The organism is Paenarthrobacter aurescens (assembly GCF_041549525.1).
Taxonomy (GTDB): domain Bacteria; phylum Actinomycetota; class Actinomycetes; order Actinomycetales; family Micrococcaceae; genus Arthrobacter; species Arthrobacter aurescens.
Genome location: NZ_CP157456.1, coordinates 1,950,575 through 1,971,747 on the forward strand (window position 1 = coordinate 1,950,575; position 21,173 = coordinate 1,971,747).

The following is a 21,173-nucleotide window of genomic DNA, read 5'->3' on the forward strand; positions in this document are numbered from 1 at the left end:
CTTCTCATCACATCGGAGCGTTCATGCGTACAACTGCGCAGAAATCCACCACGGCGGCAGGTGCCGTCGGCTTCCTGGTGGTCATGGAGCTTGGCAGCGGCATCCTTCAGGGCTGGCTCAATCCTCTGTTCTCGTCCATCGGCGAACACTACGGAGTCTCAGCTGCGTCCCTCAACTGGATCAGCGCCTCCTATCTCCTGTCGACGGTCTTGGTTGTTCCCCTCCTGTCCAAGCTTGGCGATATCCACGGTCACAAGCGGATCCTGATGATCGCCACAGCAATCGTGGCCGCGGCGTCCGTCCTGGTCGCCTTCGCCCCCAACTACGAGTTGTTCCTCTTGGGCAGGGCAATTCAGGCACCGCTGGCTGTTTTCCTTCCCCTTGAATTCGCCATCGTTCACCAGCGTGACTCGGCACGCTCAGGGAGAAGCATCGGCAGGCTCGTCGCGGCGCTGACACTTGGGGCAACCATAGGTGGCCTGCTCTCCGGAATCGTGCTGGACGTGGTGGACAGCCTGTCCATCACCCTGCTGTTGCCCGCGATTTTCATGGCGCTGTGCCTTCCCGGGATCGCGATTTTTGTCAAAGAATCGCCGCTACGCAGCAAGGGCAGGGTGGATTACCTAGGCGCGCTGCTGCTCGGCGGCGGTTTGGCCGCCCTGCTGGGCGGCGCCTCCAACCTCTCAGCATGGCCGCCCATGGGCACTGCGATCGCCATGTTGGCGGGAGTTGCACTCCTCGTTGCCTGGGTGATGTCGGCCCGCCGGATTGAGCACCCCTTGGTAAACCTGAACATGCTGCTCCGAGGTGGCCTGGGGCTGCCCATCATCGTCGCTTTCCTTTATGGCGCCCAAATGTTCGGCGCGCAAGCGCCTATCTCGGTCTACCTTCGTTCCGACCCCGCCACGGTGGGCTTCGGCTTTGGGGCTGCAGCCTCGGCCGCAGGAACCATGCTCAGCATCATGGCATTGGCAGCATTTCTTGGGGCTTCCCTCAGTGACCGGGTTGCCCGGGCACTGGGCGGTCCGCGGAGCGTGGCTCTAGGCGGCGTCCTGAGCGCTGTGGCCTACGTCTTCATGATTCTGGCACCGGGAAGCCTGGTGACTTTCGCTGTATGGCTGGTAATCGTAGGCGTGGGTGCCGGCCTGGTCAGCGGCACGTTGCCAATGCTGGTGGTCCAACGGGCGGCCGCAGATTCTGTGGGAATCGCCTCCGGTCTCTATAACACTGCACGCACTGCTGCCGGCGGCGTAGCAGGAGCACTTTTCGCGCTGCTGATGGCTGCACTGGCCACGCCCACAACGGCCGGACCAGGAGCCGCCACCGAGCTGTCATTCCACGCTGTCTGGTGGATCTGCGCAGGCCTTTCCATTCTGTTCGCTGTGGTTGTGCTCTTCATTCGGCCTGCCAAGCCAACCCCACCATCCGTTGCTGCATCGGCCGATGCCGACGCCCTCGAACCCGTCAACTGACATCCCCACCCACAAAGGAGTATCCAATGACCGTTTCCATCGACATCACCTCCAAGGCTGCCCTGCGCGAGGCTGTGCAGGAGTCCGTTACCGCCGTCGGGCCTTCCATTCTGGAACTGAGCCACAAAGTCCACGCACTGGCGGAGATCTCCTGGGAAGAGCATAAATCGGCTGCGGCCGTGGCCGACGTCCTGCGTGCAGGTGGTTTCGACGTCACGGAGAGCGCCTATGGCGTCCCGACGGCGATCGAAGCAATTTACGGTACCGGGGAACTGACGGTAGTGATCTGTGCAGAGTACGACGCCCTTCCCGAGGTGGGTCATGCCTGTGGCCACAACATGATCGCTGCCGCCGGAGTGGGAGCTGCGCTGGCGCTCAAGCCCGTTGCCGACGCCGCAGGACTTCGTATCAAACTTCTCGGCACCCCGGCTGAAGAGCACGGCGGCGGAAAGGTGTCACTGCTGCAGGCAGGTGCGTGGGAAGATGCGGCGTTCTCGCTCATGGTGCACGGGATGACTGGGGTGGAACGAAGCGCCTCAGCCTTCACCATGGCTGCAGTTGAACGATTTGAAGTCCAGTTCAAAGGAAGCGAAGCGCATGCTGCCGGCGCGCCGGACAAGGCGATTAACGCCGGAGCGGCAGCAAGCCTGGCGCTGATGAACATGGCCGTTCTCCGGCAGCACCTGCCAGAGAATGCCAACACCAACGCCTTCATCTCCCATGGCGGGGGAGCCACCAATGTCATTGCCGGCGACTCCACCGTCCAGGTAGAAGTCCGGGCCGGCGACGTTGAAGTATGGCGGAACCTCAAGGGACGGGTGCTTGCCTGCTTCGAAGGCGCAGCGATCGCCACGGGCTGTACGTGGACGCATCGGCAGACTGAGCACCCGTACGCTCCCATCATGACCCACGAGGGACTGGGAAGCTTCTGGGATCGGAACATGGAAGCTATCGGCAGGCCTGTGGACACCACACCGGTTTTTGGTGGCGGATCCTCTGACATGGGCAACGTCTCCCAAGTCATTCCGTCCGTTCACGGCATGGTGGTGGTCCGCAACAGCACCGCTGTTCCCCATCACCCGGACTTTACCGCCGACGCTATCAGTCCCGAAGCTGATCAGGCAGTGCTCGACGGTGCAGCGGTCCTGGCCCTGACAGTTCTGGATGCCGCCCTTGAGCCTGCCTTGCGGAACGAGCTATTGGAACGTCAGGCCGGCCGGCGCCCCGGCGCAACTACGGTGACTCTGGAGGCCTGACCGGTTCACTGCACCATGAAGAGCAGCAACGCCTGAGGCGGATGCGGCGTCCGGTGATACGAGGTACCGGACGCCGCAACGCGCTAGGAGGCTGGTTTGTCGTCGTGCTTCTCAGGCTTATGGCCGGCGACGGCGGCGCGGACGTCGCCTTCGTCGTGGTCCTCATTCTTCTTGCCAAAAGGCAGCACCTTCAGCAGCGGGTGCAGGATGAGCATGATGACCAGGCCCCAGATGGCTCCCAGGACGGCCGAGCACAGCGTGTTCACCAGCCAGGCCAGGAAGCCGCCCACAACGGCAATCCCGGCGAAGGGTGACTCAAGTACATGGACAAGGTCATAAGGGCCGTGCCATCCGAGGTCGTAAGCCCCCTGGAGCATGATGTGACCACCAACCCACAACATGGCGATGGTGCCGATCAGGGTGATGGCAGCCAGGACAGCGGGCATGCCTTTGACCAAAAGGCGGCCGAACCGCTGGGAGCCGGCAGAGTCCTTGGTGGTCAGGTGCAGGCCGATGTCATCCATTTTGACGATGAGCCCCACGGCGCCGTAGACGAGGACAGTGATGATGACTGCCACCACCACCAGAATGAACGCCCTGACCCACAGAGACTCAGCGGCCACCTCGTTCATGGCGATCACCATGATTTCGCAGGACAGGATGAAGTCTGTGGTGATGGCGCCCTTGGTGACTTTGGCCTCGGCCTCGGGCCCGCGTTGGACAGCCGGCGCTTTCTGGTGCTCGGTGTGGCCGCGCAGTTTGTGCCACACCTTTTCGGCGCCCTCGTAGCAAAGGTAGCTGCCACCCAACATGAGGATGAACGGGATGACTCCCGGAATGAAGGCGCTGATCAGCAGCAGTGCCGGGAGGATGATGACCAGTTTGTTTCGCAGTGAGCCCCAGAAGATCCGTTTGATCATGGGCAGTTCACGGGACGGGTCGGCCCCGGAAACATACTGTGGAGTGACAGCGGCGTCGTCAATGACCACACCGGCGGCTTTCGCCCCTGCCTTGGCCGCTCCTGCGGCGATGTCGTCCACGGATGCAGCCGCAATACGGGCAAGGGCTGCAACGTCGTCCAAAAGCGCTACCAGACCGCCGCTCATAGAGCCACCCCGTCCTGCTTTTGGACGGACAGCAATGGATGGCAACTTGAGGACAAACGCGTTATTGGCATGATCGGATTATATGTTGCCGTCCTGAACGGCAGCGCGACGCCGAACGGCCCCCATGGATGGGGACCGTTCGGATAAGTCCCGGCAGACTAGTGTTCGGTGTCAGCCGCTTCCTTCTTGGCAGTCTTCTCCGCGTCCTTCTCAGCACGCAGCGCCGCTGCCTCATGCTGCTCTTCGGCCTTTTCCTGGTGGATGACCTCGGCGAAGAGCTTCTCCATTTCCTTGGCGACCCCTGCCGCTGAGGCTGGATTCTGGCCGGTCACCAGGCGCTCGTCCACCGCCACCTTCTCTTCGAAGACACCTGCGGAAACGTGACGGGCGCCCTGTTCTTCCAAGCGGTCTGCCAGGAAGAACGGGATGACCTTGTCCTTACCGGCGGCCACTTCCTCATCGTTGGTGAACGCCGCAACGTCCCGTCCTTGAACGAGGCGGAAACCGTTTTTCAGTTCCACATTCAGCAGTCCGGCGGGACCGTGGCAAACTGCACCCACCAGGCCGCCGGCGTCGTAAACGCTGGCTACCAGGCGCTGGAGTCCTTCGCTGTCCGGGAAGTCCCACATAGTGCCGTGCCCTCCAACGAGGTAGACGGCGTCGTACTGTTCGGGATCCACGACGTCCACCCGGGCAGTGTTGTAGAGTCCGGCGCGTGTGGTTTCATCCTTGGTGAAGGCAACCTGGATGGGATCATCGGCGTCAACCTCGTCGGCCGGAGGTTGGCCGCCCTTGATGGAGGCAAAATCGACGAAGTGGCCGGAATCTTTGAAGACCTTCCAGGGATGTGCGGCTTCGGCGACGTTGTAGCCGGTCTTCTCGCCTGTGGTGCCCAGTTCGGAAACGCTGGTCAGTACCATGAGGATTTTCTTCATGAAGTGCTCCTTTCGTCCACCATCCACCCTACGCCCCACGAAATTCCGGCCCTCTAATACGCTGTTGACAGGAAAGAAGTAACGCGGGTAACCTAAGTCACATGCCCATCGGGTAACGCGCGTTACCAACAGCGTTTCCTGAGGAGCAGCCAGACAATGAAGCACTGGCAATACCATCGCATCAATCAAGAGCTCCGGAGCATTCAATGGCGAAAACCAACCGTGACGAGGCCGCACCTGTGCGGCAACGGGGAGTCACCATGAAGGACGTCGCCAACCACGCCGGCGTCTCCCGGACTGCAGTCTCGTTTGTGCTGAGCAACCGCGAAAATGCCAGCATTTCCGAGGAAACCCGTACCCGGATCAATCACGCTGTGCAGGAACTGGGCTATCGTCCCAATGCCGGCGCACGTGCGCTGGCATCCCGGCGTAGTGATTGGTACGGGATAGTCACTGAGATCGTCACGGCACCCTTCGCCGTCGACATCATCAAAGGAGCCCAGGATCAAGCCTGGCTTGACCGCCGGTTCCTGCTCATCGCGCCCTCCGACCAGGCCGATGCCGTAGGACCCAACCAGGGCCTGGAAGATGCCGCCACTGAAAAGCTGTTGGAACAACGAGTGGAAGGACTTTTGTACGCAGCCACCTTTCACCGGGGCGTGCATGTTCCGGAAAGCGCCAATGAAGTACCCACCGTCCTGATCAATTGCTTCGACGCGGACGGGAAGCTGCCCTCGATTGTCCCCGACGAGCGCGGGGGTGGACGCGTGGCGGTGGAACGATTGCTCCAAGCCGGTCACACCCGGATTGGCATCATCAACCTTGACCCGGATATTCCGGCTGCAGTGGGACGTTTGGAGGGTGCACGCGAAGCACTCGCCAACGCCGGACTGGAGCTTGACCCTGAACTGGTGGTGTCAGGATACGCAACGGCTGACGGGGGCTACGAAGCCGCGTGCCACATCCTGGATCGCTACCCGGAAAGTGACAGGCCAACAGCACTGTTCTGCCTCAATGACCGCATGGCGATGGGCGCCTATGACGCCATCAAGGAACGGGGCCTGACCATCCCCGGCGACATCGCCGTGATCGGCTTCGACAACCAGGAACTTATTGCGGCTTACCTGCGGCCGAAATTGACCACGGTTGCGTTGCCCTTCGAAAAAATGGGCGCCTTGGGCGTCCAAACGCTCGCCGCTCTTACAGCAGGACAGCCGATCCTTGCCGACCAGCAATTGGTCGACTGTCCGCTGCTAGAACGCTCTTCGGTCTGACCGCGAAATCAACGTCGAAGAGCAAACCCTTACCCACCCCTTCACCTTGGACGATGAAGACAGGAAAGAGATAACCATCATGACACAACCCCGATACTTCCGGGCTGCCCGGATGACGGCGGCAAGCCTTGTAGTGGGCGCGATGCTGCTCACCGGCTGCACGGCCAATGTCTCCAAGACAAACGCTTCCGACGCCGGAGCGAACGCCAGCGCGTTCCTCACCATTCCGCGTGAGGACATGGGCACGTTCGTGCAGAACTTCAACCCGTTCGCCCCCACGGTGAACCCCATGGTCCAGCAGTCCATCTACGAGTCCCTCCTGATCTTCAACCCGGCAAAGGGAGACACTGTGCCGTGGCTGGCCACCGAGTGGAAGGCGGCAGAGGACGGCAAGTCGGTCACCTTCACCCTTCGTGACGGCGTGAAGTGGTCTGACGGGCAGCCCCTGGTTGCTGAGGATGTTGCCTACACTTTTGAGCTTCAGAAGAAGATCAAGGGCGGCTTCGAATACCTGGACACCGTCACTGCCGAAGGTAACAACGTCACGTTCAACTTCAACAAGCCGTGGTCGCCTGCCCTCTACGACATCGGCCAACTCATCATCCTGCCCAAGCACATCTGGGCTGCTTTGCCGGACCCGGAAAAGGATGCGAACGCCAATCCGGTGGGTACAGGACCGTACACCGAAGTGGATACTTTCCAGGCCCAATCCTTCGTGCTGAAAAAGAACCCCAACTACTGGCAGCCGGAGAAGCAGAAGATCGCCGGCATCAAGATGCTCGCCTTCGCAGGAAACGACGGCGCCAACCTCGCCGCCGCGAACGGGGATGTGGACTGGGCTCCGCAGTACATTCCCAACATTGAAAAGACGTTCGTATCCAAAGACAAGGAGCACCGTCAGTACTGGTTCCCTCCCACCGGTGCCATGATCAACTGGCAGCTGAACACCACCAAAGCCCCGTTCAACGATGTTGACGTCCGCAAAGCACTGAGCATGGCCGTTGACCGCGATCAGGTCACCAAAATTGGGATGAGCGGCTACGCCAAGCCGGCGGACTGCACTGGACTCTCCGGCAATTATGAGACCTGGAAGAACGCAAACGTCAAGGACAACTGCACGTGGACCAACCACGACGTACAGAAGGCCAACGAGCTTCTGGACAAGGCGGGCTATCCCAAGGGAGCAGACGGGAAACGCACTCTCAAGGACGGGACGCCCTTCGAGTTCAAGATTTCCGTAGGCGCTACTTCTTCCGATTGGCTGTCCGTGGCCAACGTGATCTCGCAGAACCTGGCCGAGGTGGGTGTCACTGCCAAGGTGGAGTCCCCGGACTGGGCTGCAGTGGTTGCCGGCTACGAGACCGGCGACTTCGACTCCGGGATCGTCTGGAGCGCCAACGATCCCAGCCCTTACAAGTACTTCAACACCACCATGGGCACCTCCACTGTGAAGCCGGTGGGCACCAAGACCTTTGATAACTACCACCGCTTCGGTGACGCGAAAGCCGACGCCCTGCTGGCCGATTTCGCCGCCGAAGGTGACGAGTCAAAGCAAAAGGACTTGGCCAACAAGCTCCAGGAAGAATACAACGACGCCGCACCCGTAGTTCCGCTGTTCTCCGGCCCTGAATGGGGTGCTTTCAATGACACCCGCTTCACCGGCTGGCCCACCGCGGAGAACCCGTACGCCACGCTCTCCGTGCGTTCACCTACAACGGTGCTGGTCCTGACCACGCTGGAACCGCGCGCGTAGTCCCCACTGCACGCCCGGCGGCTCTCCGCTGCTAAACCGGCCGTTGCCGCCGGGCGTGCCCCCACATCTCCGCAATTCCCGAATGGAGGGAAACCGTGCGCTTCATCCTGCGCCGCCTGGGTTTCTACCTGATCGCCTTCTGGGCATCCATCACCCTGAATTTCCTGCTCCCGCGCTTCATGCCGGGAGACCCCGTGTCCCGCATGTTCGCCCGCTCCCAGGACCGTATGCAACCTGAACAGATCGAGGCCCTGCGCAAGTTGCTGGGTGTTGATGACCGGCCCATATGGGAGCAATACATCGACTACATGCACAACGTCTTCACCGGGCAGATGGGTGTCTCCATCTCCCGTTTCCCCACCCCTGTTACCGAGGTCATCTCGTCCCAAATCGGGTGGACACTCCTGCTGGGCGGAACCGCACTGGTGGTTGCCGCCGTCGTGGGCAACCTCCTGGGTATCCTGGCCGCTTGGCGGCGCGGCGGAGCGATAGACTCCGCGCTCCCACCGGTACTGGTGTTCATTGGCTCGTTTCCCTATTTCTGGCTCGCCATGGGTGCGCTGTACCTGTTCGGCGTGGTGCTGGGTTGGTTCCCCATCCGGCATGCGTTCACGGACGGTTTGGAGCCGGCGTTCACCTGGGAGTTCATCGGCGACGTCGGTGCCCACCTTGTGCTGCCGGCGCTGACGATCGTGCTGGTCTCCATAGGCGGCTGGATGCTCGGGATGCGAAACACCATGATCGCCACCAATTCCGAGGACTACATCACCATGGCCGAAGCCAAGGGCCTCCGTCCGGGCCGCATCATGCTCCGCTACGCAGCCCGTAATGCCATGCTCCCGTCGGTGACGAGCTTCGGCATGGGACTGGGGTTCGTGGTGGGCGGTGCCTTGCTCACGGAGGTGGTGTTCGCCTATCCCGGCGTCGGCTACCAGCTCCTCAATGCCGTCCAAGGCCTCGACTATCCGCTCATGCAGGGCCTGTTCCTGACCATCACCGCCGCTGTTCTGCTTGCCAACTTCCTGGTGGACATCCTGTACGTCCGCCTCGACCCGCGCGTGCGCAGCAACTAGAGGACTGACCATGACAACCGCACTTCTCAAGCAGCCAACCCAGCCCACAGCTGTCCGCAAGCCCAACCGCAGCTTCATCCACGGCCTTATCAGCAACAAGAAAGCGCTGACGGGCATGGCCGTGATGATCATCTTCATTGCACTGGCCTTGTTGGCGCCGCTCCTGTTTCCGGGCGATCCGTCAAGGATCACCGCCATGGCTTCCCTGGAACCATCGGCCGAGCACTGGCTGGGTACCACCGCCAAAGGACAGGACGTCCTGGCGTTGACGGTCCACGGTTCACGAAGCTCTCTGTTCGTGGGCCTGAGCGTGGGCATCGCATCGACGTTCATCGGCATCCTGGTAGGCCTGGCTTCGGCGTACTTCGGCAAATTCATTGACGAAGCACTCTCCTTGGTCACCAATGTCTTCCTGCTCCTGCCCGGCCTGCCACTGCTGGTCATCCTGGCCGCTTTCCTTCCGCCCGGCCTGGGCACGGTGATCCTGGTCCTGGTGGTGACCGGATGGGCCGGCTCGGCGCGGGTCCTGCGTTCACAGGCGCTATCCATCCGTTCCAAGGACTTCGTGGCTGCGGCCGTGGTGTCCGGCGAACGGGCCGGCCGGATCATGTTCCGCGAAATCCTGCCCAACATGGCCTCGATCGTCATGGGCACACTGCTTGCCTGCGTGATTTACGGCATCGGCGCGCAAGCGGGCCTGGAGTTCCTCGGACTGGGCGATGTCAGCACGGTCTCCTGGGGCAACAACCTCTTCTGGGCCGGCAACGAAGGCGCCCTGCTCACCGGCAGCTGGTGGGTCTTTGTTCCCTCAGGCCTATGCATCGCGCTGGTCGCGTTCGCCCTGGCCCTGATCAACTACGCCGTGGACGAAGTCACCAATCCGCGGCTGCGAAAGATCAAGACGCCCAAAACAACACCCACGAAAGCCGAAACGAGTGCCGCCAAATGACCATCTCCCAAGTTTCCTTTGGCTCCCACGAACCCGTCCTGGACATCAAGAACCTCACGGTTAAGTACATTGGCGACACCCGCTCCACCACCGCCGTCGATCGCGTTTCCTTCAGCATTGGCACCGGCGAGGTGTTCGGCCTTGCGGGGGAGTCCGGCTGCGGGAAGTCCACCATTGCCAATTCGATCATGAGGCTCCTGAAGGATCCCGCGAAGATTGCCGGCGGCAGTATTTCCTTCGGTGGAAAGGACGTCCTTGCCATGAGCCCGGAGGAGCTGCGGCGCTTCCGCTGGCAGGACGTGGCCATGGTGTTCCAGTCGGCCATGAACTCGCTCAATCCCGTGCTGACCATCGGCGAACAGATCGTGGACATCTTCACCACTCACGCCGGTTACTCCCGTAAGGAATCAATGCGGCGTGCCGGTGATCTGCTGGAACTGGTAAGAATTGACGCTGCCCGGCTTAAGTCCTATCCGCACCAGCTCTCCGGCGGCATGCGTCAACGCGCTGTCATTGCCATGGCAGTGGCGCTCAAGCCTTCATTGTTGATCCTGGACGAGCCCACCACCGCCCTGGACGTGGTGGTGCAGCAGGAGATCATGGCGCAAATCAAGGAACTCCAACGCGAGCTTGGATTCTCCGTCCTGTTCATCACGCACGACATGTCCCTCATGGTGGAACTCTCGCACCGCATGGCCGTAATGTACGGCGGGCGCATCGTGGAGACCGCCAAGGCCCAGGATGTCTACGCCACCCCCCGCCACCCCTACACCCAGGCGCTGATGGGCGCGTTCCCGCCGCTCACCGGCCCCCGTCTTCCGCTGACCGGACTGCCCGACGGCGTGAAGTTCCGCAACATCCCGGACCTCACCGAGGCTGCACCCGGCCACTTTGTGGCACCTTTCGGTGCCGACGCTCCGGTAACTGAATCCGCCAATCTGGAAGGAGCCGCACGATGAGCCACTCACTGATCACCCCATCGGCCGTGTCCCACACTGGCACCCCCGCCTTGGAGATCCGCGGCCTGGGAAAGACCTTCCCTCTTGGCGGCCTGTTCTCCCGCGATTCTGTCCGCGCCCTGCACGGGATCGATCTGACCATCGGCAAAGGCGAAATCGTGGCGCTCGTGGGGGAGTCCGGTTCCGGCAAGAGCACCCTGGCCCGCTGTGTGGCGCGCCTCGAAAAGCCGAGCTCGGGGGAGATCCTCATTGACGGCGTCGACGTCCTGAAACGCGACCGGTTCCAAGCCTCACGCGCGTTCAGATCACAGTTGCAGATGGTGTTCCAGGACCCCTTTGGATCCTTGAATCCTGCCCACAGGATGGATCACTTCCTCCGGCGCTCACTGGCAATTCACGGCAAGAGTGGCAGAAGTGAGCGGGAGACCCAGAGCCGGCTCGAAGAACTCATGACCACGGTGGGCCTGCAGGCCGACATGCTGAACTCGTATCCGCACGAGCTCTCCGGAGGCCAGCGCCAACGCGTCGCGATCGCCAGGGCCCTCGCTGTAGAACCGCAGGTCATCCTGGCTGACGAGCCCACGTCCATGCTGGACGTTTCTGTCCGGATCGGCGTATTGAACCTGATGCGCAAGCTCCGCGACGAGCAGGGCATCTCCATGCTGTACATCACCCACGACCTCGCGTCCGCCCGCTACTTGGCGGACCGGACCGCGGTCATGTTCGCCGGCGAATTGGTTGAGGAAGGCGAATCGTTGGACCTTCTGGCCAACCCTGCGCACCCTTACGCGCAACTGCTGGTTTCGGCCGTCCCGGACCCGGCCCGGGCAGGTTCGTATGATCCGGTCCGCAGGGCAGAACTGCGGAAAGCCGTGATGGCCTCACAACACTGTGCGTTCCACGGCGATCCGAACCAAGTGTGTTCGTCAGAGAAACCTGTGCGTCACCAGGTGGGTGACCCCGACAACCATCACTGGGTACGCTGCCACCTCTACCGGCCCTGGGCTGCTGCCGGCGGCCATGCCTTGGCCAGCGAGCCACTCCCACCCAGCCACCCGGCGTCGAACGCTCAAGAAGAGGCTTCCGCATGACTGAAACCACCCACCCTCTCGCCACCATTCCACGGGAAGAACTGCTCTCCCGCGCAGAAGCAGACCCCCTCCGCCCGCGATTCCACTTCGTCTCGCCGGCCGGTTGGCTCAACGATCCCAATGGGGTCAGCCAGTGGAAAGGCACCTACCACCTGTTCTACCAATACAACCCTGAAGGCGCCTTCCACCACCGCATCCAGTGGGGTCATGCCACCAGCAAGGACCTGGTCACGTGGATTGACCAGCCAGTGGCGTTGGAACCTTCCGCCGGACCGGATGCCGAGGGCTGCTGGTCCGGGGTGTTGGTGAACGACGGCGGCACGCCCACCTTGGTGTACTCGGGACGGTTTGAGGATCAGGAGCTGCCCTGCGTGGCCGTAGGGTCCCCGGATTTGCTGGAATGGACCAAGGATCCCCGGAATCCAGTGATCAAGGCTCCGCCGGCCGGGGTGGACATCACCGCCTACCGCGATCACTGCGTGTGGAGGGAGGGCAGTACATGGCGGCAGCTGGTTGGTTCAGGGATTCGGCACCGGGGCGGGACAGCGTTTCTCTACGAGTCCAACGATTTACGGTCCTGGGACTACGTGGGACCGTTGGTCATCGGCGATGCTTCCCAAGGCGATCCTTCGGACACGGACTGGACCGGCACCATGTGGGAATGCGTTGACCTGTTCCGGGCAGGAGAAGGATCACTGGGTTCGGCAGCGGCTGCGGACTCGCCGGATGTGCTGGTCTTCTCCGCGTGGGACGACGGCGAAACCCGCCACCCGCTGTACTGGACCGGCCGCTACTCCGGGGATACGTTCGAACCCGAGGCACTGCACCGGCTGGACTACGGGGGCCGCTTCTTCTACGCGCCGCAATCCTTCCAGGACGACTCCGGCCGCCGGATCATGTTCGGCTGGATGCAAGAGGGACGCAGCGAGGCAGCCGCGGTGGAATCAGGCTGGTCCGGAGTCATGAGCCTGCCGCGCCTCACCACCGTGGCCAAGGACGGAACTTTGGAGTTTGCACCGGTTCCGGAAATCGGGAAGCTGCGCAGGAACCACATTAGCGTGCCCGCTCAAGTGCTGGTGGGCGCCGGAACGCCCGCCACCACAGCTGTGTCCGGCAACCAGCTGGACCTTGAGCTGGACGTGCAACTGGCTCCCGGGGCAGAGATTCGTTTGGGCGTGCTGGCGTCGGCCGATGGCGCTGAGCAAACGGTGATCGTGCTGAGCCGGGATGCTGACGGAACCCCTACCGGTAGCCTTCGACTTGATCGCACCCGCAGCAGCCTCGACTCTGCCGTTGATGTGGAGGACAAGTCCGGCCCCCTTCCCATGACGGACGGTCGTGTTCGCCTGCGCGTGTTGGTGGACCGGTCCGCCGTCGAAATTTTCGCCAATGGCAAGCCGCTTACCGCCCGTATCTACCCGACGCTGGGCGGCGAAGGCGTGAGCCTGGCAGCCACCGAAGGTTCGGTGCGGCTGCTCTCCTTCGATGCCTGGACCATGGCTGGGGTCTTTGAAGAGACCCGTAGCCTCCTGCCTGAACGGAAATGAAACCCATGAAGAATTCCCCATCAGTCTCACGCCGCGGACTTCTCACCGGCGCCAGTGCCTTAGCCCTGGGCGGATCCTTGGCGCTGTCAACCCCCGCTGTGCCCGCCATGGCGGCGGGCGTACCAGCTTCGAAAGGAACATCCCGGATGCGCCCGGCCTATCACTTCAGCGTGGCAGACAACTGGAAAAACGATCCCCAGCGGCCTATCTACCTGGACGGGGAGTACCACTATTACTACTTGTACAACGCCGACTACATCAACGGCGGTGGTGGCACGTCCTGGCGCCGGGCCACCACTACCGATCACGTCGCGTTCCGGGACCGCGGTGTGGCGATACCGAAGTTCAGCAACGGCAACGGCGACTGCTGGTCAGGTTGCATGGTGGTTGATGAGGGCAATACTGCGGGATATGGGGCAGGTGCGGTCATTGCCCTCGTGACCCAAGCGCCGGAAGGCCGTCAAGCCCAGTACCTCTGGTACTCCACGGACAGGGGCCGCTCTTTTAAGCCTGGAGGCCAGGCACCGGTGCTGCCCAATCCGGGGGTCCATGATTTCCGCGATCCCAAGGTGATCTGGGACGCAGACCGTGGCCGGTGGTTCATGGCCAATGCAGAGGGGCAAAAACTGGGTTTCTACACCTCCCCGGACTTGCGGTCCTGGGCGCGGGTTGGCGAGTTTCTTCGCAGCGACCTGGGGCTGCTGGAGTGCCCGGACCTCTTCAGGATGACTGCAGACGACGGCACTTCCCACTGGGTCCTCGGGACCAGCGCCAACGGCAAAGGGCGCGGATTGCCTGCCACGTATGCGTATTGGACTGGAGCCTTTGACGGCAGCACGTTTACCCCCGACCACCCCGAGCCGGAATGGCTCGATTGCGGCTTCGACTTTTATGGCGCAGTGACCTATCCGCACCACCATGACTCGGGTGCGGAAGACCCAACTCTTCGACGCGCGATCGGGTGGGCCAATTTCTGGGATTACCCCCACAACACTCCAACTCTTGCCACTGACGGCTACAACGGCGATGACATGATCGTCCGCGATGTCCGGCTCAAGCGTGGAAAGGGCTCCTATTACCTCGCCTCAGCCCCCACCGCGGCATTGGGGGACCACGTGAAGCGGACACACCGGCTCGGTGATGTGGCGGTTGTTGGCACTCATGACCTGACGATCCGCTCGAACGCCTACGATCTGAGCTGCGAGCTGGTGTGGAACCCGGACGCGCCGCCGGCCAATCTGGGGCTGGAGGTATGCCGCGCGCCGGGTGGCGGCAGGCATGTGGCGGCGGGCGCTTTCCTGCGTGGCCCGTTTACCTACGTCAACCGCCGCCCAACCATCAACCCCACTGGCGGCGAAACCCAAACCCCGGTGGACCCCTCCACTGGCCGACTCACACTACGCATCCTTGTGGATCGCACCAGCGTGGAGGTGTTCGTGGGCGATGGGCGTGTGGTGCACTCGCACAGGGTTTTCCCCCTTGAAGGCGACGACGGCATCCGCCTCTACGCCCATGAAGGATCGGCCACGTTCAAGGACCTGACCATCCGCGAGCTCAAGGTCACCCCCTAGCCACCCCGAAGACGGAGATACAACTGATGGATTACCTCAAAACAACGTCAGACCAAGCGCATCACGGTTTTGATGTGATGGTGGTGGGTGAAGCGCTCATGGACGTCGTGACCACCGGGACGCTCAGGGCTGAACACCCGGGCGGTTCGCCAGCCAACGTGGCCTACGGGCTTGCCCGCCTTGGGGTCAATACGTGCCTCCTGACAGCCATCGCCCCGGACGCGTGGGGGAGGCGCATGGAAGAGCATCTCGTTGGTGCCGGAGTAGTGATTCTGCCGGGATCACATTCACTCGCCAGGACGGCATCGGCCACAGCAACTGTTGCTGCCGATGGTTCCGCCCACTATGACTTCGACATCTCCTGGGAGCTGGCGCCTCAGACCCCAGCGCACTTCCCGAAAATATTGCACACAGGGTCCATAGCCACTTTCCTCGAACCGGGCGCCGGTGTGGTGAAATCCCTGCTGGAACAAGCCCATCGGCAATGCGTGATCACATATGATCCCAACATTCGCCCTGCGCTCCTTGGCAGCCACAGTCAAGCGCTGGCCACCTTCGAGGAACTGGTGGGCTTGACCGACGTCGTCAAACTCAGCGAGGAGGATGCGCAGTGGCTTTACCCGGGGAGGAGCACCGCCGGGACAGCAGCTCATATTCTGAGGCTCGGTACCCGCCTGAGCGTCATCACCAAAGGTGCGGAAGGTTCCTACCTCAGCACACCCGGCTTTGAGGTCATCATTCCTGCCTCGAGGGCCAAGGTTTCAGACACCATCGGCGCCGGAGACTCCTACATGTCCGGGCTGATACATGGATTGCTCAACCGCCACGCAGAAGGGTTCGCCCCTGAAATCCTGGCTCAAACAGGGCGTGCTGCAGCCGCAGCTGCAGCCATCACGGTGCAGCGCCCCGGAGCAAACCCGCCAAGTCTGGATGAACTGAATGCGATGCTCGCATCGGCGTAAACAGAGGCCACTGGAGGGCGGCTAGCTGACGCGCCGGCCGCCCTCCAGTCTCACAACAACATCAGCGGCGTCAATTGCCTCGTCGTCGTGGCTGACGCAGGCCACTGCAGCACCGCGCGCTGCTTCTGCTGCGAGCATGGCCCGTGTGCGCTGACGGCTTTCGGCGTCCAGGCCCGCCGCTGGTTCATCGAGCAGGAAAATCCGGGCACGGCGGGCTATTCCCTGAGCAAGCAGTGCACGCTGCCGTTGGCCGCCGGAGAGCGCATTGAACGGTGAAGAGGCCAGTTCTGTGAGCTGAACCCGGGCCAGGGCCTCAGAAACGCCCGCTTTGCGCTCCGTTGCCGATCTTTTGCCCGCCCGGGCGCCACCCCACGTGCCCATGGTTACAACGTCGCGGACGGTAAGGGGCAGAGAGTCCGGAGAACTGAGGCGTTGGACAACCAGAGCTACATCGTCGTTGCGCTCCACCACCCCACGGTCAGCTTTGCGCACCCCGGCAAGAATCTCGATAAGTGTGGATTTGCCTGCTCCGTTAGGACCGGCAATTGCGGTGACTTTTCCCCATTCGAGATCCAGGTCCAGCCCCATAAGGGCAGGGCGGTCCCCGAAGCTGAAGTGAAGGTTGCGGGCGCGCAGGGCTGAATGAGAAGAGTTCACACTCGACTCTAACCCTTTTTGATAATGAATCTCAATATGCTTTACAGTGGCTGAGTGCATTGGCTAACTGAACCGTTTACCGCAGACTTCGTCCTCCGGGCCCTCATTGGGGGAGCTTTCGTCGCGATCATCTGCGGTGTTGTAGGAACCTGGGTTGTCATTCGGGGCATGGCCTTTCTTGGCGAAGCCATAGGCCACGGAATGCTGCCCGGAGTAGCGCTGGCCACAGTCGCCGGAGCTCCTGCGATAGCCGGCGGAGCGGCGAGCGCCGTCGTCATGAGCGCCGCAATCAGCCTGCTTCAACGGCGCGGCCGGTTGTCATATGACACCAGCATCGGCCTTCTTTTTGTCTCAATGTTGTCGCTCGGGGTCATCATCGTCTCCCACTCGCGCTCTTTCGCAACTGACGCAACAGCCATGCTGTTCGGTGACATCCTCGCCATGGACGAAAGTGACCTGCTGGGCCTGTCGCTGGCGGCTATTGCCACTGTGACCATTACCGCCGTTCTGCACAGAAGCTTTGTTGCCGCGGCCTTCGATACGCGTATTGCCCATACCTTGGGACTGCGTCCACACATTGCCCAGTTGGCGATGGTTGGGTTGGTAACCCTTGCAGTGGTCTCCTCCTATCAGGCGGTGGGCTCGCTCCTGGTGGTGGGGCTCCTGCTTGCCCCGGCAGTCGCTGCCGGACCATGGACCCGCAATATCCCGGCCCGCATGATGGCCGCCGCAGCCGTGGGCATTATGGCCGTTGCCCTGGGCTTGCTGTTCTCCTGGTATGCCGGGACGGCCGCCGGTGCGTCCATCGCCATGGCCGCCATTACCCTTGCGGCGTTATCCGGAGCTTTAGCGCGCCTGATGATGCGTCGCAGCAGGCTGGCCACCACTGTTTCCGGTCGGGAGCCCGCGCCCGTCCTTGTATCCCTCACTGGAAAGTCATCATGAATCACCGCACAGAACCGGCCAGAAGCCGGACAGCCCCGGCGGCCCTGACCGCATTGGTCCTTCTCTTCCTTTCGGGGTGCGGCAGTCCGTCCGTCCCGCATGCTTCAGATTCCGGGGCGCCACAACCTGGGCCGAGCGAACCGGCGTCCACCGGCGACGGTCACGGGGCGATCACCGGAGGGGCTGAGGTGGCCGAACCGCAGCTGCACCTGGTGGGAATTGATGCTGAAGGGCAAACCTCCATGGTGGATCTTCTCAACGGGACACAGTCCCGGTTGGGCAAAGTAGAACCGCCGGTTCACGTCAGCACGGACGGGCGTTATGTCTTTGCAGCGGACAGCACCGGAGTGGAGATCCTGGACAGTGGTGCATGGACGTGGGATCACGTGGACCATTTCCACTATTACCGGGCCGATCCCCGGAACGTTGGCAGGGTTGACGGTGGCGGCGCCGCCGCCATTGCCACGGGCATGTTGTCCACGGCGGGAAGAACAGGGATGTTCTTCCCCGCGTCCGGGGAGGCTGTACTTCTTGATAATGCGGCGCTCTCCGGCGGGACCATTTCCGAAACCCTTCGGATCCGGACCAAGCCACACGCCGGCCTCATTGCCCCGCTGGGCGAGGGGGCGGTGGTCACCGAACCCAATGACACGTCAACCGCCGCCGGCTTGCGCGCCGTTGATGCCAAGGGTAACGAGCTGGCCACCACCGAATGCCCATCGGCCGCAGGAACCATCACCACCAGGGTGGGGTTGGTCATCGGTTGCTCGGACGGAGCGGTGATTGCAACCATGGACGGGACAACGCCGGTCTTCGAACGGGTTCCCTACCCAACGGGAGCCGCCGCCCCGGCCACTTCGTTCAACGGACGCAAAGGCAGGCCTGTTGTTGCCGGCCTGGGTCCCGATTCCGGTGTCTGGCTTCTGAACACCCGCCAGCGCACCTGGGAATGGTTGCCCACCACCACACCTGTCATAACTGCGGCCACCGCCGACGACGTCAATCACCACGTGGTGGTCATCGGCACCGACGGCACGGTGCAGGTTTATGACGGATCAACCAAAAAACTGATCTCCAGTACAGCACCGCTGGTTACCGCATCACTGGCCGACCCGGCCTACGCCGGTAAAATCCAGCTCACCGTGGACTCCCAGCGTGCCTACATCAACGCGCCGGCCGAAGGTGTGGTCTACGAGATTGACTACGCTGATGATGCCCGGGTTGCACGAACCCTTGAACTGCCCACCAAGCCGGTTCATGTTGCGGAGACGGGCCGATGAGGCGCACGGGCATACTCGCCGTCCTCTTGGCGCTGGGGCTGGGAATGTCCGGGTGCTCCCAGCCTGGGACGCCGGAGAAACCGCAGGTAGTGGTCACCACCAACATCCTGGGAGACGTCACCAAGGAAGTCCTCGGCGACCAAGTTGACGTTACTACCCTGATGCAGCCCAATGCTGACCCGCACTCCTTCGAGATATCCGCACAGCAAGCTGCCCTCATGGGAAGTGCAGACCTGGTGGTTTCCAACGGACTCGGCCTGGAGGAAGGGCTGCAGCAACACCTGGACCGGGCCGGGAAAGCCGGGGCGCCAGTGCTTGCGGCAGGCGAGGTGATCGCCGTCGTGCCTTACAGCTCCGGGGACGCCGAAGGGGCGCCCGATCCGCATTTCTGGACAGATCCCGCCGCGATGATTGACGTCGTTGACGCAGTGGAAGCCGCCGGGCGCGATATTGAAGGCATAGACCCCAAACGGCTTGCTTCCAGTGCCGCAGCCTACCGGGACAAACTCCATCAACTGGACTCCGAAATGACCGGAGCCTTTGCCGGCATCCCCAAAGAACGCCGCGCTTTGGTCACAAACCACCACGTTTTTGGCTACCTCGCCAAACGCTTCGATTTCCAGGTGGTTGGTGCGATCATCCCCGGCGGAACCACGTTGGCGGCACCCAGTGCAGCTGACCTGCGCCAACTCAGCGAGTCCATCCGTGGCGCCGGAGTCCGCACCATCTTTGCGGACTCGTCCCAACCGGACCGGCTGGTGCAAGTGCTGGCCAGTGAAGCCGGCGTCAACGTTGAGGTAGCACAGCTCTTCACGGAATCGTTGACAGGACCCGACGGCGGCGCACCCACCTATCTGGACATGATGCGGGCAAACACTGAGCGGATTGTCACCGGGCTCGCACCCTAAAAACCTTCAACCGCACTCCAAACAACACAACAGAATGAGGAACCCTTACATGCTCCGCCAAAGAAGCACCCGCCTGGGTGGCATTGCAGTGATTGCCGGAATGACCCTCCTGGCTTCCGCCTGCGCCAACAGCACCCCCGGCAACGCCCCCGCCGCCGGCACATCTGAAAGCCCCGGCACATCCGCCGCGGACTCCGCCCAGGCCCACGGGCGTGTCGCAATCTCTTACCCGGGAGGCATCAGTGTCCTGGACAGTAAGACATTGCAGGTGGTCAGCAAATTCGACTCGGAGGACTTCACCAGGCTGAACGCCGCAGGGGATGGCCGCCACGTCTTCGTCACCACCAAGGCAGGCTTCCAGTTGCTGGACACCGTTGAACCGAAGCTCACAGATCTTAGGGTGGATGCAACGGCGGCAGGCCACGTAGTAAGGCACGCCGGAAACACGGTCCTGTTCGATGACGGTACGGGAACCACCACCATCCTCAAGACCGGGGACCTCGCCAAGGCAGGGGATACTTTGCCCGAAGCACAAACGTACAAGGCCGATTCAGCCCACCACGGCGTGTCCATTGTGCTCGAAGACGGCAAGCTCCTGACCACCCTCGGGGACAAGACCTCACGCAGCGGAGCACAGGCGCTCGAATCCCACGGCGACCACTGGGACACAGTGGCAGAGAGCAAAGAATGCCCCGGCATCCACGGCGAGGGAACTGCCATGGACGAGGCCGTGATCTTCGGTTGCGAGGACGGTGCCCTCCTCTACCACCACGGCAAGTTCGAGAAATTCACGGCACCTGACAAGTACGGCCGGATGGGCAACGCTTTCGTCTCCGGCACCAGCCCCATTGTTGTGGGCGACTACAAGACTGATCCGGACGCTGAAGGCTACCTCCTGAACTCGGTGGCGTTGATCGACACCGAAAAACACACCTTCAACGTGGTCAAGCTTCCCGAAACCGTTCAGTACACCTTCCGGGATGTGGTCCGGGGCCCCGGCGACCTGGCCTACATCCTCTCCACGGACGGCTCAATCCATGTGCTGGATCCCAAAGACGGCAAAATCATCAACGAATTCCCCGTCATCAAGGCCTGGGAAGGCCCAGCCGACTGGCAGGACGCCCACCCGGCGATCGTAGCCAACGGAAACATCGCCTATGTCACCGAACCGTCAACAAGCACCGTGCATTCGGTGGATCTGACCACCGGCAAGGTCACTGCCTCATCACAGCTGGACGTCGTGCCCAATGAAATCGCCATCACCCTCGGAACGCACTGACGCTTACTTGTGAAAACCAAGGGCAGGACCACTGATAAGTGGTCCTGCCCTTGGTGCGTTGGGTCACGTTCCAGCGCCCGTAGCTCGGGCTGCCTGTTGCGATGGTGTGCTGGAACGGACCCCAACGCGTACCGAACCTGATCTTCGGCGTTTGAA

General features: G+C 62.1%; 18 protein-coding genes. 15 read left to right on the forward strand and 3 right to left on the reverse strand.

Features of this window, described 5'->3' with window-relative positions; all coding sequences use genetic code 11:
• Positions 1-23: 23 nt before the first annotated feature.
• Both ABI796_RS09065 and ABI796_RS09070 read left to right on the forward strand, forming a co-directional pair.
• Positions 24-1,472: an MFS transporter gene (locus ABI796_RS09065; protein WP_141282195.1), complete on the forward strand. Its 1,449-nt coding sequence runs from the start codon at positions 24-26 to the stop codon at positions 1,470-1,472.
• Between the two features lie 26 nt (positions 1,473-1,498).
• Positions 1,499-2,728, forward strand: coding sequence for an amidohydrolase (locus tag ABI796_RS09070; protein ID WP_141282197.1), 1,230 nt, complete (start codon positions 1,499-1,501; stop codon positions 2,726-2,728).
• 83 nt (positions 2,729-2,811) lie between these two features.
• On the opposite strand, the gene ABI796_RS09075 is transcribed toward ABI796_RS09070, so the two are convergent.
• Together ABI796_RS09075 and ABI796_RS09080 are read right to left on the reverse strand one after the other, a co-directional pair.
• On the reverse strand, positions 2,812-3,834 hold the full coding sequence (locus ABI796_RS09075) for a DUF808 domain-containing protein (RefSeq protein ID WP_141282199.1): 1,023 nt from the start codon (positions 3,832-3,834) through the stop codon (positions 2,812-2,814).
• 158 nt (positions 3,835-3,992) lie between these two features.
• Positions 3,993-4,769, reverse strand: a complete 777-nt coding sequence (locus ABI796_RS09080; protein WP_141282201.1) for a type 1 glutamine amidotransferase domain-containing protein — start codon at positions 4,767-4,769, stop codon at positions 3,993-3,995.
• A gap of 206 nt (positions 4,770-4,975) precedes the next feature.
• Between ABI796_RS09080 and ABI796_RS09085 the strand changes: the two genes are divergently transcribed.
• The 9 genes from ABI796_RS09085 to ABI796_RS09125 all read left to right on the forward strand — a co-directional run bounded on the left by ABI796_RS09085 (position 4,976) and on the right by ABI796_RS09125 (position 15,948).
• A complete protein-coding gene (locus ABI796_RS09085) occupies positions 4,976-6,043 on the forward strand; it encodes a LacI family DNA-binding transcriptional regulator (RefSeq protein WP_141282203.1) in 1,068 nt (355 codons plus the stop codon).
• Positions 6,044-6,122: 79 nt separating this feature from the next.
• Positions 6,123-7,796 (forward strand): ABC transporter substrate-binding protein, encoded by a 1,674-nt coding sequence (locus ABI796_RS09090; RefSeq protein WP_141282205.1) that lies wholly within the window; start codon positions 6,123-6,125, stop codon positions 7,794-7,796.
• Between the two features lie 95 nt (positions 7,797-7,891).
• Positions 7,892-8,869, forward strand: coding sequence for an ABC transporter permease (locus tag ABI796_RS09095; RefSeq protein ID WP_141282207.1), 978 nt, complete (start codon positions 7,892-7,894; stop codon positions 8,867-8,869).
• A 10-nt stretch (positions 8,870-8,879) separates the two neighbouring features.
• Positions 8,880-9,818 carry an ABC transporter permease gene (locus tag ABI796_RS09100; RefSeq protein WP_141282210.1) on the forward strand — a complete coding sequence of 313 codons (939 nt, stop codon included), beginning with the start codon at positions 8,880-8,882 and terminating at the stop codon, positions 9,816-9,818.
• On the forward strand, positions 9,815-10,777 hold the full coding sequence (locus ABI796_RS09105; RefSeq protein ID WP_141282212.1) for an ABC transporter ATP-binding protein: 963 nt from the start codon (positions 9,815-9,817) through the stop codon (positions 10,775-10,777). The genes ABI796_RS09100 and ABI796_RS09105 overlap by 4 nt, the downstream gene beginning before the upstream one ends.
• Positions 10,774-11,868, forward strand: coding sequence for an ATP-binding cassette domain-containing protein (locus ABI796_RS09110; protein ID WP_141282214.1), 1,095 nt, complete (start codon positions 10,774-10,776; stop codon positions 11,866-11,868). Before ABI796_RS09105 ends, ABI796_RS09110 begins: the two co-directional genes overlap by 4 nt.
• Entirely contained in the window at positions 11,865-13,415 is a 1,551-nt protein-coding gene (locus ABI796_RS09115) for a glycoside hydrolase family 32 protein (protein ID WP_141282216.1), read from the forward strand. Before ABI796_RS09110 ends, ABI796_RS09115 begins: the two co-directional genes overlap by 4 nt.
• Before the next feature lie 146 nt (positions 13,416-13,561).
• The gene (locus ABI796_RS09120; RefSeq protein ID WP_141282328.1) at positions 13,562-14,986 is read left to right on the forward strand and encodes a glycoside hydrolase family 32 protein; all 1,425 of its coding nucleotides are present in this window, start codon (positions 13,562-13,564) and stop codon (positions 14,984-14,986) included.
• A 26-nt stretch (positions 14,987-15,012) separates the two neighbouring features.
• Positions 15,013-15,948: a carbohydrate kinase gene (locus ABI796_RS09125; protein WP_141282218.1), complete on the forward strand. Its 936-nt coding sequence runs from the start codon at positions 15,013-15,015 to the stop codon at positions 15,946-15,948.
• A 21-nt stretch (positions 15,949-15,969) separates the two neighbouring features.
• On the opposite strand, the gene ABI796_RS09130 is transcribed toward ABI796_RS09125, so the two are convergent.
• Positions 15,970-16,605, reverse strand: coding sequence for a metal ABC transporter ATP-binding protein (locus ABI796_RS09130; RefSeq protein WP_246095699.1), 636 nt, complete (start codon positions 16,603-16,605; stop codon positions 15,970-15,972).
• A gap of 54 nt (positions 16,606-16,659) precedes the next feature.
• Between ABI796_RS09130 and aztB the strand changes: the two genes are divergently transcribed.
• The 4 genes from aztB to aztD are packed head-to-tail and all read left to right on the forward strand — an operon-like array spanning position 16,660 to position 21,017.
• A complete protein-coding gene (gene aztB, locus ABI796_RS09135; RefSeq protein WP_141282222.1) occupies positions 16,660-17,550 on the forward strand; it encodes a zinc ABC transporter permease AztB in 891 nt (296 codons plus the stop codon).
• On the forward strand, positions 17,547-18,830 hold the full coding sequence (locus tag ABI796_RS09140; protein ID WP_141282224.1) for an ABC transporter: 1,284 nt from the start codon (positions 17,547-17,549) through the stop codon (positions 18,828-18,830). Before aztB ends, ABI796_RS09140 begins: the two co-directional genes overlap by 4 nt.
• Entirely contained in the window at positions 18,827-19,738 is a 912-nt protein-coding gene (gene aztC, locus ABI796_RS09145; RefSeq protein ID WP_141282226.1) for a zinc ABC transporter substrate-binding protein AztC, read from the forward strand. The genes ABI796_RS09140 and aztC overlap by 4 nt, the downstream gene beginning before the upstream one ends.
• A 34-nt stretch (positions 19,739-19,772) precedes the next feature.
• On the forward strand, positions 19,773-21,017 hold the full coding sequence (gene aztD, locus ABI796_RS09150; protein ID WP_141282227.1) for a zinc metallochaperone AztD: 1,245 nt from the start codon (positions 19,773-19,775) through the stop codon (positions 21,015-21,017).
• Positions 21,018-21,173: the final 156 nt, after the last annotated feature.